This window comes from Candidatus Eisenbacteria bacterium, assembly GCA_016867495.1.
Classification (GTDB): domain Bacteria; phylum Eisenbacteria; class RBG-16-71-46; order CAIMUX01; family VGJL01; genus VGJL01.
The window spans coordinates 1-13916 of record VGJL01000063.1 but is presented as its reverse complement, the minus strand read 5'-3'; the positions used below and the strand labels follow the sequence as shown (position 1 = coordinate 13916).

16 protein-coding genes are annotated in these 13916 nt (G+C 68.2%); 4 read left to right on the top strand and 12 right to left on the bottom strand.

Features of this window, described 5'->3' with window-relative positions; all coding sequences use genetic code 11:
* The 4 genes from FJY88_07630 to mce form a co-directional block, all read left to right on the top strand.
* A partial coding sequence (locus FJY88_07630; GenBank protein ID MBM3287204.1) for an ATP-grasp domain-containing protein occupies window positions 1–1213 on the top strand: 1213 nt, incomplete at its 5' end.
* On the top strand, window positions 1168–1749 hold the full coding sequence (locus FJY88_07625) for a hypothetical protein (GenBank protein MBM3287203.1): 582 nt from the start codon (window positions 1168–1170) through the stop codon (window positions 1747–1749). The genes FJY88_07630 and FJY88_07625, both read left to right, overlap by 46 nt.
* Window positions 1750–1755: 6 nt before the next feature.
* Complete coding sequence (locus FJY88_07620) at window positions 1756–3390, top strand: methylmalonyl-CoA mutase (GenBank protein MBM3287202.1); 1635 nt, start codon at window positions 1756–1758, stop codon at window positions 3388–3390.
* Window positions 3391–3400: 10 nt separating this feature from the next.
* Window positions 3401–3799 carry a methylmalonyl-CoA epimerase gene (gene mce / locus FJY88_07615; GenBank protein MBM3287201.1) on the top strand — a complete coding sequence of 133 codons (399 nt, stop codon included), beginning with the start codon at window positions 3401–3403 and terminating at the stop codon, window positions 3797–3799.
* Between the two features lie 12 nt (window positions 3800–3811).
* Here mce and FJY88_07610 read toward each other — a convergent pair whose 3' ends face one another.
* The 12 genes from FJY88_07610 to rimM form a co-directional block, all read right to left on the bottom strand.
* A complete protein-coding gene (locus FJY88_07610; GenBank protein MBM3287200.1) occupies window positions 3812–4963 on the bottom strand; it encodes an acyl-CoA dehydrogenase in 1152 nt (383 codons plus the stop codon).
* Entirely contained in the window at window positions 4963–6186 is a 1224-nt protein-coding gene (locus FJY88_07605; GenBank protein MBM3287199.1) for a hypothetical protein, read from the bottom strand. Before FJY88_07605 ends, FJY88_07610 begins: the two co-directional genes overlap by 1 nt.
* An 8-nt stretch (window positions 6187–6194) precedes the next feature.
* Window positions 6195–7052 carry a 3-hydroxybutyryl-CoA dehydrogenase gene (locus FJY88_07600; GenBank protein MBM3287198.1) on the bottom strand — a complete coding sequence of 286 codons (858 nt, stop codon included), beginning with the start codon at window positions 7050–7052 and terminating at the stop codon, window positions 6195–6197.
* Between the two features lie 63 nt (window positions 7053–7115).
* Window positions 7116–8354 (bottom strand): acetyl-CoA C-acetyltransferase, encoded by a 1239-nt coding sequence (locus tag FJY88_07595; GenBank protein ID MBM3287197.1) that lies wholly within the window; start codon window positions 8352–8354, stop codon window positions 7116–7118.
* A 13-nt stretch (window positions 8355–8367) separates the two neighbouring features.
* Window positions 8368–9504 (bottom strand): acyl-CoA dehydrogenase, encoded by a 1137-nt coding sequence (locus FJY88_07590; GenBank protein MBM3287196.1) that lies wholly within the window; start codon window positions 9502–9504, stop codon window positions 8368–8370.
* A 52-nt stretch (window positions 9505–9556) separates the two neighbouring features.
* The gene (locus FJY88_07585) at window positions 9557–9982 is read right to left on the bottom strand and encodes a cobalamin B12-binding domain-containing protein (GenBank protein ID MBM3287195.1); all 426 of its coding nucleotides are present in this window, start codon (window positions 9980–9982) and stop codon (window positions 9557–9559) included.
* On the bottom strand, window positions 9979–11253 hold the full coding sequence (gene meaB / locus FJY88_07580; GenBank protein ID MBM3287194.1) for a methylmalonyl Co-A mutase-associated GTPase MeaB: 1275 nt from the start codon (window positions 11251–11253) through the stop codon (window positions 9979–9981). The genes FJY88_07585 and meaB overlap by 4 nt, the downstream gene beginning before the upstream one ends.
* A gap of 130 nt (window positions 11254–11383) precedes the next feature.
* Window positions 11384–11764: a YraN family protein gene (locus tag FJY88_07575; protein ID MBM3287193.1), complete on the bottom strand. Its 381-nt coding sequence runs from the start codon at window positions 11762–11764 to the stop codon at window positions 11384–11386.
* Window positions 11765–11799: 35 nt separating this feature from the next.
* Window positions 11800–12480: a ribonuclease HII gene (locus FJY88_07570; protein ID MBM3287192.1), complete on the bottom strand. Its 681-nt coding sequence runs from the start codon at window positions 12478–12480 to the stop codon at window positions 11800–11802.
* Window positions 12446–12814, bottom strand: a complete 369-nt coding sequence (rplS, locus tag FJY88_07565) for a 50S ribosomal protein L19 (protein ID MBM3287191.1) — start codon at window positions 12812–12814, stop codon at window positions 12446–12448. Before rplS ends, FJY88_07570 begins: the two co-directional genes overlap by 35 nt.
* A gap of 51 nt (window positions 12815–12865) precedes the next feature.
* Entirely contained in the window at window positions 12866–13633 is a 768-nt protein-coding gene (gene trmD / locus FJY88_07560; GenBank protein MBM3287190.1) for a tRNA (guanosine(37)-N1)-methyltransferase TrmD, read from the bottom strand.
* Window positions 13630–13916, bottom strand: a 287-nt coding sequence (rimM, locus tag FJY88_07555; GenBank protein MBM3287189.1) for a 16S rRNA processing protein RimM, incomplete at its 5' end; no start/stop codon positions are given. The genes rimM and trmD, both read right to left, overlap by 4 nt.

Sequence of the window (13916 nt, the reverse complement as noted above, 5' to 3'; positions counted from 1 at the left end):
CGGCGTGATCTGGATCGGCCCGCCCCCGCGCGCCATCGGCGCGATGGGGGACAAGATCGCCGCGCGCAGGACGGTCGAGGCGAGCGGTGTGCCGCTGATTCCCGGAAGCGGGGAGCTCCCCGCCGACCCGGAGGCCGCCTGCGGGCAAGCGGCGGCGATCGGGTATCCGGTCCTGATCAAGGCCGCCTTCGGCGGCGGGGGCAAGGGGATGCGCCTGTGCGCGAACGACGAGGAGCTGCGCGCGGCGGTCGAGATGGCCCGGCAGGAGGCCGGTCGCGCCTTCGGAAACGCGACGATCTACCTCGAGCGCGCGATCTCCCATCCCCGGCACGTCGAGATCCAGATCCTTGCGGACCAGCACGGGCAGGTCATCCACCTCGGGGAGCGCGAGTGCTCGATCCAGAGGCGGCACCAGAAGCTCCTCGAGGAGACGCCGACGCCGGCGCCCTTCGCGGGCCTGCGCGATCGGATGGGGAGGGCGGCGGTCGCGATCGCCTGCGAGATCGGTTACACGAACGCGGGCACGGTCGAGTTCCTCGTCGACCCCGAGGGGGGATTCTACTTCCTCGAGGTCAACACCCGCCTTCAGGTGGAGCATCCGATCACGGAGGCGGTCACGGGCATCGACATCGTGCGTCGCCAGCTGCGGATCGCCCTGGGGGAACGCCTCGACATCCGGCAAGAGCAGGTCGAATGGAGGGGACACGCGATCGAGTGCCGCATCAATGCCGAGGATCCGGCCCGCGGCTTTCTTCCCTCCACCGGCTGGATCCGGAGCGTTCGGCTCCCCGCGGGCGCGGGAGCGCGCAACGACGTCGGCTTCCAGACCGGGACGGAGGTGACTCCCCACTACGATCCGCTGATCGGGAAGTTGATCATCTGGGGCGAGGATCGGGAGCAGGCGATCGATCGGGCCCTGCGCGCCATCCGGGAGTACCGGATCGTGGGGATCCAGACGAATCTGCCGTTCCACAGCTGGCTTCTCGGCCATCCCCGCTTCCGGGCGGGCGCGACCGACACGGCCTTCCTGGAGGAGGAGTTCCGTCCTGAGGAGATCCTCGGGAGGGAGGAAGAGACCGCGGCGATCCTCGCGGCGGCGCTTGCAGAGTATCGAGGGGATCTCCTGATCCGCCGCGAGAGCGCGCGCCCCTCGTCAGCGGAATCTGCATGGAAGCGGGCGGGCCGGCCGGGCCCGGGATGGGGGAACCGATGAGCGGAAGTCCCGGGCACGAGTTCCTCGCGGCCGTCCACGGCGTCCGCAAGCGCGTGAGGATCGGAGCCGACGGCGAGGAGCACAGGATCGAGATCGACGGGCATGAGCACCGGGTGGCCTTCATCGAGACCGGTCCCGGGGACGGCTGTCTCCTGGTCGATGGCCGGCCGCACTGCGTGGGGATCCAGTCGGACGGGAAAGGGCTCTACAAGATCTCCGTCGGCGGCAGGGAGATTCCCGTCGAGGTCGCGCACGCCCTCGCCGGGCGGGTCGCCCGCACGGCGCAGGGCGACAACCGCACCGGCCCGATCGAAGTCCGCTCCCCGATGCCCGGCCTGGTCGTGCATGTCCACGTCGCGATCGGGGATCTCGTGGCGGCCGAGTCGCCCCTGGTGGTCCTCGAAGCGATGAAGATGCAGAACGCATTGACGGCCCCGAAGAGCTGCGTCGTCCGCAAGATCGCGGTCGAGCCGGGCCAGACGGTCGAGGGGGACGCCCTCCTGGTGGTCCTCGAGCCGACGGGCGCTTCCGCCTAGGCCGCCATGAGCGAGAATCGCGAGGCCTGGCGCCGGGCCCGGGAGAAACAGAGGGAGCGAAGGCAGGCGTTTTGCGCCTCATCGCTCCCCCTCGAGCCGCTCTATGCGCCCGAGGATCTCCCCCGCTTCGATCACGAGCGCGATCTCGGCTACCCGGGCGCCTACCCGTTCGTCCGGTCCCTGCAGCCGACCGGCTACCGCGGGCGACTCTGGACGATGCGCCAGTACGCCGGATTCGGATCGGCCGAGGAGACCAACCGGAGATTCCGCTACCTGCTGGAGCAGGGGCAGACCGGCCTCTCGGTCGCCTTCGATCTCCCCACCCAGATGGGGTACGACTCCGACGATCCCCTCGCCGCGGGAGAGGTCGGGAAGGTGGGCGTCGCCATCGATTCCCTGGAGGACCTCGAGAGGCTCTTCGACGGGATTCCGCTCGATCGCGTCACGACCTCGATGACGATCAACGCGACCGCCGCGATCCTCCTCCTGATGTACGAAGCGGTGGCCGAGAAGCAAGGCGTCGCGCCGGAGCGGCTGGGCGGGACGATCCAGAACGACATCCTGAAGGAGTACATCGCCCGGGGGACCTACATCTTCCCCCCGAAGCCCTCGCTGCGCCTGGCGATCGATTGCCTCGAGTACTGCTCGCGGCGGATGCCGAGCTGGAACCCGATCTCGATCAGCGGCTATCACATCCGGGAGGCCGGCGCGACGGCGGTTCAGGAGCTCGCCTTCACGTTCGCGAACGCGCGCGCCTACGTGCGGGCGGCGATCGAGAGGGGCCTCGCGGTCGACTCCTTCGCGCCGCGGATCTCCTTCTTCTTCAACGCGCACAACCATCTCTTCGAGGAGATCGCCAAGTTCAGGGCCGCGCGTCGCTACTGGGCGCGGGCGATGCGCGAGGAGTTCGGCGCGGTCGATCCCCGGAGCTGGATGCTCCGCTTCCACACGCAGACCGCCGGGAGCACCCTGCAGGCGACCGATGTGGACCTGAACCTTCTCAGGACCGGCATGCAGGCTCTGGCGGCCGTCCTCGGAGGGACCCAGTCGCTGCACACGAACTCGCGCGACGAGGCGCTCTCGCTGCCGGCGGAGGAGTCGGCGCTTCTCGCCCTGCGCACGCAGCAGCTCCTGGCGGAGGAGACGGGCGTCGCCGATGTGATCGATCCTCTCGGTGGGTCCTGGTACGTGGAGTCGCTCACCGGCCGCCTCGAGGAGGAGGCGACGCGCTTGATCGGAGAGATCGAGGGGACGGGCGGAGTCCTGGCGGCGATCGAGGGGGGGATCATCCAGAGGGAGATCCATCGCTCCGCCTACGCCTATCAGCGGGGGATCGAGTCGGGCGAGATCGGCGTCCTCGGCGTGAACCGCCACCGGAGCCGGGAAGCGCCGCCATCGATGATCTTCCGCGTCGATCCCGCGGTGGCCTTGCGGCAGATGGAGCGGCTCGCCGATCTCCGCTCGCGCCGTGACGGGGACGCGGTCGCCCGGACGCTCGGGCGACTGGAGGAAGTCGCGCGAGGCGACGGGAACCTGCTCGATCCCTTGCGGGACGCGGTCCGGGCGCGCGCGACGATCGGCGAGATCTGCCATCGCCTGCGGGGCGTCTTCGGCTCCCACCGCGATCCCGGGCGGATCTGAAGGGGGGACGATGAGCGAGAGGATCGACCACATCGGGATCGCCGTGGCGGACGTCGCGGCGGCGCTACGGGTCTATCGCGACCTGCTGGGGCTCGATCTCGAGTCGGTCGAGGAGGTCGCCTCGCAGAAGCTCACGACCTACCACCTCCGCCTGGGCGAGAGCGCGATCGAGCTTCTCTCTCCCACGGACCCGTCCTCCGCGGTCGGGCGGTTCCTCGAGAAGCACGGTCCCGGAATCCACCACGTCTCGATCGCCGTCGCGGACCTCGACGCGGCCCGCGCGCGGCTCGTCGCGGGCGGCATGGAGCCGATCGGGGATCCCTCGACGGGGGCCGGCGGCAAGAGGATCCAGTTCTTCCACCCGAGGACGACCGGGGGGGTTCTGCTCGAGATCTGCTCGGAAGCGTAGGCCAGGGGCGCGCTAGCGGAGGCCGCCAAGCACGGAGCGGGCGATGACGATCCTCTGCATCTCCGAGGTCCCTTCGTAGATCTCGGTGACGCGGGCGTCCCGGTAGTAGCGCTCCACGGCGTAGTCCTTCGTGTAGCCGAATCCCCCGTGGATCTGGATCGCGGCGTGCGTGACGCGGGTCGCCATCTCGGAGGCGAAGAGCTTCGCCATCGATGCCTGGGGTCCGTACGGCAGCCCGAGATCCTTCCGGTGGGCCGCCCGATGGATGAGCAGGGCTGCGGCTTCGATGTCGGTGTCCATCTCGGCCAGTCGGATGCGGGTCGCCTCGAACTCCGAGATCGCCCGCCCGAACTGACGCCTTACCTTGGCGTAGGCGAGCGCCTCGTCGAAGGCGGCGCGCGCGATCCCCAGAGCCTGCGCCGCCACGCCGATCCTGCCGCTGTCGAGCGAGCTCATCGCGACGCGGAAGCCTTCCCCTTCCTTGCCGAGCTGGTTCTCGACGGGCACGCGCGCCGCATCGAAGATGAGCTCCGCGGTGTCGGACGCGCGAAGACCCATCTTGTCCTCCTTCTTGCCGACCGAAAACCCCTCCGTGCCCCGTTCCACGAGAAAGGCCGTGATCCCGCGGTAGCCCGCGGCGGGGTCGGGATTCGTGCGTGCGAACACCATGAAGACGCCTGCTTGAGTGGCGCTCGTGACCCAGAGCTTGGCGCCGTCGAGAACCCAGAAGTCCCCGTCTCTCTGGGCGCGCAGCGTCAGGCTCGCCGCGTCGCTGCCGCTGCCGGCCTCCGAAAGGCAGAAGGCGCCGATTTCCCTCGCGGCGAGGCGAGGGAGGAATCGCTTCTTCTGCTCCTCGGTCCCGTAGAGGAAGATCGGCTGCGCGCCGATCGAGTTGTGGACCGAGACGACGATGGCCACTCCCGCGCAGGCTCTCGCCAGCTCCTCGATGACGCGGACGTAGAGCACGGCGCGGATGCTGGTCCCGCCGTAGGCCTCGGGGATCAGGAGGCCGAAGAGGCCGAGCTCCTGCATCTTGGCGATCGCCTCGCGGGGAACGACGGCGTTGATGTCCAGGTCGTGCGCGATCGGCGCCAGCTCGGAGGCGGCGAAATCGCGGACCACCTGCAGGACCATCCGCTCGTCCTCGGTGAAGCGGGGGTCGATCATGAGCCACCCCCGAGAAGGGAGCGCGCCATCGAAAGCAGGGCGGCCTCTCGCGAGGTTGGATTGAGCTCGGTCGTCTTCGCGTCCCGCCAGTGCCGCTCGATTCCGCCGTCGGCGATCGCGCCCGCTGAACCGAAGACCTGCACGGCCTCATCGGCGATCCTGGCAGCCGCGCGACCCGCGAAACACTTCGCCTGCGCGGCCTCCCGGGCGTAGCCCGCCTCCCCCCGATCCGCCGCGATGGCGGCGCGAAGACAGAACAGGCGCGCCGCGTCGAGCAGAACCTGCATGTCGGCGAGCTTCCACTGGATCGACTGGCGCGAGCCGACATGCGCGCCGGAAGCATCACGCTCCTTGGTGCGGACGACGGCTTTCTCGAAGGCCTCCTCGGCGATCCCGACCGCCTGGGAAGCGACGACCAGATCCGCATCGGCGAGGATCGGCCCCGAGACGGCGCGCGGCTCGCCCGGCGGGGCGAGCTCTTGATCCGATGGCACGACGCATTCATCGAACCGGACATCGGCCACTCCCGCGGCGCGCACGCCGAAGGGAGGCGACCCCGGGCCGATCCGGAGACCGGGCGTTCCGCGGGGGACCAGCAGAAGGGCTCTCCTGCGCGGGCTCGCGTCCGCCGCCGACGACGCTCCGACCCCGGTCGTCTCGCGCCGCGTCCTTGGGACTCCGGCATCGCCCCCGTCCTGCTCCGATCCGACCTGCGCGTAGACAAGGAACAGGTCCGCGGCCGTGGCCCCGGGAACCGACTCGCGCGATCCCCGCAGGATCAGCCGGTCCCCTTCAGTCCACGCAGTGGCCGGATCCGGCGGCGCGCCCAGGGCGGATGGATCGCTCATCGCCAGCGCGCCCAGCGATTCCCCCCGGATGAGGGAAGGGAGATGGCGAGACTTGAGCGCGGAAGAAGCGGACCGCGAGATGGCCTCGCAAACAACCAGGGCGTGGAATCCGACGACCAGGGCGGTCGAGGCGCAGCCGCGAGCAAGCTCGATGAGGACGAGGGAGGCCGCGAGGCGATCCCACCCCTGGCCGCCGTGGGAAGGATCTCCGGTCATCCCCAGGTAGCCGCGCCGGGCGAGGGCGCGGATCTCCTCCGAGGGGAAGGCCGCCGACCGGTCCCTCCCCTCTGCCCCTTCGCGAAGAAGCGACTCGGCGAGCGAGCGCGCTTCCTGCCGCAATCGGATCTGCGAGGCCGAGAGCAGGGATTCCATCTCTCTCGTCAGGCGTTGTAGTCGTAGAACCCGCGCTTCGTCTTCCTGCCCAGGTACCCCGCCTTCACCATCTTGACCAGCAGCGGACAGGGGCTGTACTTGGGATCGCCCAGCCCGTCGTAGAGGACATTGAGCACGTTGAGGCAGATGTCCAGGCCGATCAGGTCGGCGAGCGCCAGGGGACCCATCGGGTGGTTCATCCCGAGCTTCATGACCGTGTCGATGTCCTCGGGCGAAGCGAGGTTCTCCATGAGGCAGTAGACCGCTTCGTTGATCATAGGAAGGAGGATCCGGTTCGCGACGAAGCCCGGGTAGTCCTGGACCGCCACGGGGGTCTTCTGCAGCTCCTTCGCGAGCGCCACCGTCTCGGACAGAGTGGCGTCCGAGGTGGCGAGCCCGCGGATGATCTCGATCAGCTGCATGACGGGGACCGGGTTCATGAAGTGCATCCCGATCACGCGGTCGGCCCGCTTGGTCGCGGCGCCCAGCTCGGTGATCGAGATCGAGGAGGTATTGCTCGCGAGAATCGCCCCCGGAGGCATCAGGGCGTCGAGGCGGCCGAAGAGGTCCTTCTTCACGGCTGCGTCCTCGATGATCGCCTCGATCACCATCTGCGCGTCGCGCACCTCCTCCAGCTTCGTCGTGAACTTGACGCGGCCGATGATCGTCTGCTTCTCGTCCGCCGGCAAGGCGCCCTTCTTGACCAGGCGCTCGAGGCTCTTGTCGATCGAAGCCTTCGCGCGATCCAGGATCTCGGGCGCGACATCGATGAGAGTCACAGGGAACTTCGATTGCGCCAGGACCTGGGCAATCCCGTTCCCCATCGTCCCGGAGCCGATGACCGCGATCGGTCGGTTTCTATCCATTTCAACTCCCCCATGCCCCGCCGCGATCGGCGGGGCGACAAGGCACACCACCCTTCTGGATCGCTATATCCGTTCCACCGCCAGGGCCACGGCATTGCCGCCGCCGAGGCAGAGGGTCGCCAGTCCGCGCCGCGCCCCGCGGTCCTTCATGGCGTGGAGCAGCGTCACCAGAACGCGCGCACCGCTCGCGCCGATCGGATGCCCCAGTGCGACCGAGCCTCCGTGGACGTTCACGCGCGACCAGTCCCAGCCCAGCTCCTTGCCGTCGGCGAGCGCTTGAGCGGAGAAGGCCTCGTTCGCCTCGATCAGGTCGAAGTCGCCGAGCTTCATGCCGAGCTTCTCCATGAGCCTGCGAACCGCGACCACGGGGGCGTAGAAGAGCAGCTCGGGGGCCGTCCCGGCTGTCGTGTATCCCAGAACCCGCGCGATCGGGGCGGCGCCGATCCGCTCGGCCGCCTCACGAGAGGCGACGACCAGAGCCGCCGCGCCGTCATTGACGCTCGGGGCGTTCCCCGCCGTCACCGTGCCCCCCTCCTTCTTGAAAGCGGGCTTCAACTTGGCGAGCGTCTCGACGGTCGTGTCCCGGCGGGGCCCCTCGTCGGTGTCGACGACGATCGGATCCCCCTTCTTCTGCGGGATCGAAACCGGGAGGATCTCCGCCTTGAACTTCCCGCCGTCGATGGCCGCGATCGCCTTCCTGTGGCTGTCGGCGGCATAGACGTCCTGCTCCTCCCTGCTCACGTTGAACTTCTCCGCGATCAGCTCCGCGGCCATCCCCATGTGCCAGTTCTTGAACGAGCACCAGAGGCCGTCGTTGATCATCATGTCCTTGATCTCGCCGTTTCCCATCCTGTAGCCGGCGCGCGCGCCGGGCAGGAAGTAGGGGGCGTTCGACATGCTCTCCATCCCCCCGGAGACGATGACCTCGGCCTCGCCGGCCCGGATCTCCGATGAAGCGATCATGACCGCCTTCAGCCCCGATCCGCAGACCTTGTTGATCGTGGTCGCGCCGACCGTGTCCGGCACTCCCCCCTTGAGAGCGGCCTGCCGCGCCGGGGCCTGGCCCACACCGCCCTGGAGAACATGCCCCATCAGCACCTCGTCGACTGCGTCGGGGGCGACGCCCGCACGCCGTATCGCCTCTCGAATCGCCATGCCGCCGAGATCTGTGGCGGAGAAGGGGGCGAGACCCCCCTGGAATCTGCCCAGCGCGGTCCGCACCGCCGAGAGCAGGACGACTTCCCTGTCTCCCGCGCCACGACCCGCGCGCGCCGCCGCCGGATTGTCCCTCTCCACGCTCATCTTGACCTCCCTCCTACTTGAGGATCTCCCGCGCGATCACGGTCCGCTGGATCTCCGATGTTCCTTCCCCGATCTCGAGGAGCTTCGCGTCGCGGAAGTAGCGCTCGACGGGAAGCTCCCGCATGTAACCGATTCCCCCGTGGACCTGTATCGCCTTGGTCGTGACGTACATGGCGGTCTCGGCCGCCACGAGCTTCGCCATCGCCGATTCCTTCTTGTACGGAACGCCCGCGTCCTTCATGCGCGCCGAGTTGTAGACGTGCAGCCTCGCGTTCTCGATCTGCGTCGCCATGTCGGCGAGGATCCACTGCAGCCCCTGGAACTCGGCGATGGGGCGGCCGAACTGCTGCCGGGTCTTCGCGTACTCGACCGCGGCCTCGAAGGCCCCCTGCGCGATGCCGAGCGCCATCGCCCCGATCGAGACCCTCCCGCCGTCGAGAGTGTCGAGAAAGACCGGGAAGCCTCTGTTGAGCTCTCCCAGGAGCGCGTCCGCGGGGAGACGGACGTTCTCGAAGTGGATCTCGGCCGTCTCGCTCCCCCGGCAACCCAGCTTGTCCTCGAGCTTGCCGATCGTGACCCCGGGGTTCGGCTGCTCGACCAGGAAGGCCGAGATCCCCCGCGTCCCGGCATCCTTCGATGTCCGAGCGGCGGTCACGATCACTTTCGCGCTCTTGCCGTTGGTGATGTAGATCTTCGATCCGTTCAGGATCCACCCGTCGCCGTCGCGAACCGCGGTCGTCCGGGTCCCTCCGGCGTCCGAACCGGCCTCCGGCTCCGTCAGCCCGAAGGCACCGAGCCACTCGCCGGTGATCAGCTTGCGCAGGTAGCGCTCCTTCTGGGCCGGCGTCCCGTACGTGTAGATGGGGAAGATGCCGAGGCTGGTGTGCGCGGCCATGGTGATGCCGGTGGACGCGCAGACGCGCGAGATCTCTTCCACGCCGATCGCGTAGGAGAGCATGTCCATCCCCGGACCGCCCCACTCTTCCGGATACGGGATCCCGAGATAGCCGAGCGCCCCCATCTTCTTCAGGATCTCGATCGGGAACCTGCTCTCCTTGTCGATCGCCATCGCGTGCGGACGGATCTCGTTCTCCGCGAAATCGCGTATCGCCGCGCGGATCGCCTCATGCTCCTCGCTGATGTATGCCATTCCTCGCTCCTTTTGATGCGCCTGCCGGCTCTTCAGATCAAGCCAAACGGGTCTAGCCTCGACCGCCCTCTCGCCCCGCCGATTCCTCACGCCAGCGCCGGATGTAGTCGATCGGCTCGCTCGTCGCGGTGCCCGGACCGAAGATCGCTCCGACTCCCATCTCGCGCAGCTTGACGATGTCCTCCTCCGGGATGATCCCGCCCCCCATCACGTGGATGTCCGCTGCCCCGCGCTCGCGGAGAAGATCCAGGATCCGCGCGAAGAGGGTCATGTGCGCGCCTGACAGGATGCTCAGCGAGACGATGTCGACATCTTCCTGTATCGCCGCGTCGACGATCATCTCGGGCGTCTGATGGAGGCCGGTGTAGATGACTTCGAAGCCTGCGTCGCGAAAGGCGGTCGCGATCACCTTCGCGCCGCGATCGTGGCCGTCCAGCCCCGGCTTCGCCACCAGGATCCGGATCTTCTCCGTGCTCATCGATCCCCTCCCTTGCCGGCCTCGATGCCGGCCGGCCGATCCTCAGGCAAGAGCCTCCGCACGAGCTCGTCCACCAGTCCGTAGGGGGATATCTCCCCCCTGCGGATCCGGCCCAGCCCATCGCCTATCCACTCCTCCAGATGTCCGGCCTTCCAGAGGCCGTGGAGGATTCGATCGCGGAGCTGGGTGCGCAGCCGCGAGTCGAGCCGCTGCTCCTGTCGCGCCGACCAGACCGCGGCGTCGGACTGGATCTGGTCGCGATGCGCCTCGATGGATGCGAGGAGATCGTCCATCCCCTCGCCCCGCAGCGCGACGGTGCGGCAGATCCGCCTCTCCCACGCCGTCTCGGAAACCCCTCGCGCAAGGCCCCGATCCCGGGGCAGCCCGAGCCCGGCGGATGACGGCGCGGCGACCGCCCCGCGGCGCTCTCGCCCCATCTCGATCATGAGGGAGATCTCCTTGTGGAGACGATCCCCTCCTTCGCGATCGGACTTGTTGATCACGAAGATGTCGCCGGCCTCCATGAGCCCGGCCTTCATCACTTGCACGCCGTCCCCCGATTCGGGCACCAGGACCAGAACCGTCGTGTCGGCCGCCTCGATGATCTCGAGCTCCGACTGGCCGACGCCGACCGTCTCGAAGAGGATCCGGGAGCATCCGGCGGCCTCGAGCGCCTCGCTCGCCTCGTAGGTCGCGGTGGCGAGCCCGCCGAGGCTGCCTCGGCTGGCCATGCTCCTGATGAAGACACCCGGATCGCCCTGATGGGACTGCATCCGGATCCGATCTCCGAGGATCGCGCCACCCGTGAACGGGCTCGATGGATCGACCGCGAGGATCCCGACCTGCTCGCCGCGCGCGCGCAGGAGGCGCGTCAGCTCGCTGACGATCGTGCTCTTGCCCGATCCGGGCGGCCCCGTGATCCCCACCCGGTGGGAGCGGGGACGCGGGGAGTAGAGGCGATCGAGGAGCTTGCGGCCAGCGGGCGTCTGATCCTCGATCCAAGAAATGGCCCGCGAGATCGCCCTGCGGTCCCCACTCCTCACTCTCTGCGCGAGATCCTCGATCTCATCGGTCCGGCGCGACGCCAAGAGAGCCTCCCTCTCAGGAACGGCAACCCATTGATATGGTTGAAACTGACAGGGCAGGGCGAGAGCGGTCAACCGGTTTCGCGAAGATCCCGAATCCAAGAGGAAACTGGCCCCGGAGACATCCTCAGAACCCGCTCCAGCATCGTGCCAATCCCTGGACGACCGGAGGTCGCGGACTGCCATAAAGTCAGCACCTGAACCCCTCCCCCCACACCCGAGACATGGCCGCTCCGGGGCCGCACGAGAATCTAGTCACAAGGGCGCCCCGTGTCAATACCGGGGTTCGGGGGTGCGGCTGGGCCTTGAGGGGGGTTCAGAGAGGGATCGCGTTCGGGTAGTGGCGCACCCTCATGTCACCGTCGCCAAGCAAATCGACGGAGACGATGTCGCATCTCCAACAGGCGGGCCGGCCGCCCGCTCCGGACAGATAGGCGTGGGCGGCCCGGCGGATCGCGTCGCGCTTTCGCCCCCGGATCGTTTCCACCGGCAGGCCGAAGCGATCATCTCGCCGGAAGCGGACCTCCACAAGGAGGAGCCAGTCGCCGCGGCGGGCCACGATGTCGATCTCGCCTCCTCCGGCCCTGACGTTGCGTCCCACAATTTCGCAGCCGCGCAGGCGAAGGTAGGCGGCCGCGATCGTCTCGGCGGCCGCGCCCCGCGCCGACCGCTCGGCATTCCCGCATCGAGACTCCATCCATGGAGGCGTGAGCAGACTCCGTGCCGGCTCGGTCAGAGGGGGAGACTGAGCGGGCCTTCCAGGAGCCGCCTCACCGGCGCGAAGCTCCGTCGATGGAGGGGGCAGGGGCCGTAGGCTTCGAGCGCGCGCAGGTGCTCCGGCGTCGGATATCCGCGGTTCTCCTGGAATCGATAGGCCGGATAGAGAAGGTGGAGACGGTCCATCCGCCGATCGCGAAGGACCTTCGCGAGGACGGAGGCGGCCGCGACGCTCCGGCAGAGACGGTCCCCCGAGACCAGAGGCGTCTGGGCGATCGCGAGCCCCGGGATGGCGAAGCCATCAACGATCAGATGGTCCGGCGGAGGACGAAGGCGGGCGATGGCGCGAAGCATGGCGCGGAAGGAAGCGCGGCGGATGTTCAACCTGTCGATCTCATGGACGGACGCCGAGCCGACTCCGAACGCCTCGCAAGCGGCTAGGATCAACGGAACGAGGCGCCTTCGTTCCCCCGGCGAGAGAAGCTTGGAGTCGCGCAATCCCGGGATCGGACGATTGGGCTTGAGGATCACCGCCGCCGCGACCACCGGCCCCGCAAGACAGCCCCGCCCGACCTCATCCGTTCCTGCGACACGAAGCGACCCCGCTCGCCGCAGGGCCGCTTCCCATCTGCCGCTCGGGAGCCTGTGCCCCGGACGCCGCTCAGCTTGCCGTGGTTTCCTTGCTTCCCCTCTCACGTTCCCGGATCCGGGCCGACTTCCCCTTGAGCTCCTTCAGATAGGAGAGCTTCGCGCGGCGCACCCTGCCGAGCCGCGTGACCTCGACCTTCGCGATGCTCGGCGAGTGGATCGGGAAGATCCTCTCGACTCCGACCCCATCGGTGACCTTGCGAACCGTGAAGCTCCGGCCGAGGCCGCTGCCCCGAAGGCCAAGCACGGTTCCCTGGAAGACCTGCGTCCTCTCCTTGTCCCCCTCGATCACCTTCACGTGAACTCGAACGGTGTCCCCCGGACCGAACCGGGGCAGATCGGCCCGCACATGAGGGGCCTCGACTTTCTTGAGCAGATCCATCATCAAACTCCTTGAGATTCCAAAGCGACTCCCTATTAGACCACAAACGGGCTACCTTTTCCGCCGCTTTTTCGCGGGGGGCGGGGAGGCCCCTTCCCAGCCCAGCTCCTGCAGAAGAAGGTGATCCTCTCCGCTCAAGTCGGCCCGTCCAAGCAGGTCGGGCCTGCGGCTCAGAGAGCGGGCGAGCGCGTCGCGCCGGCGCCAGCGCTCGATCGCACCATGGTCTCCCGAGAGGAGGAGATCGGGGACCTTCATCCCCCGGAACTCCTCGGGTCTCGTGTAGTAGCCGCAGTCGAGCAATCCGGTCTCGAACGAATCTCCGGCGGCCGAGTCGAAGGAGCCGAGGACGCCTGGCACAAGCCGCACCACCGCATCGATCAACACAAGCGCCGCGAACTCTCCCCCGGAGAGGACGTAGTCGCCGATGGAGACCTCCCGGGTCGCGAAGGCGCGCACCCTCTCGTCCACTCCCTTGTAGCGTCCGGAGAGAAGCACCAGATCGCCCGAGAAGAGGAGCTTCTTGACCAGCTCCTGGTCGAGCCTCTCCCCCTGCGGGGTCAGGAGTATCGTTTCGCGGCGAGTCCCGGCGGGCGGCGGCAGGGAATCGATCGCCCGCGCGACGGGTTCCACCTTCAGGATCATCCCCGGGCCTCCGCCGTAGGGATAGTCGTCGATGGTCCGGTGGTTGTCGTCGGCGAAGTCGCGCAGGGGAACGACACGGATGTCGGCGAGCCCCTTTGTCCGGGCCACGCGGATCATCCCCTCATCGAGCGGGCCATCGAATATCCGTGGGAATCCGGTCAGGACGTGGATCGTCAGATCGGCTCTTCGTCCATCCCCAGCCGGGAGCGAGGGACTCCCAGCCGGATCTTCCCCTCGGGAAGGTCCACTGCCGCGACGAAGTCCCGGATCGCCGGGATCAGGATCTCGTCCTCGCCCACGCATAAGACATCGTTGCTCCCCGTCGTGAGAATCGAGCCGACCCGGCCGAGCGACTCCCCGTCCGCGTCGAGCACCTCGCACCCGATCAACTGGTAGTGATAGTAGGTTCCCTCGGGGAGTAGGGGCAGGTCATCGGCGGCGATCTTGAGGGCGGCGCCGC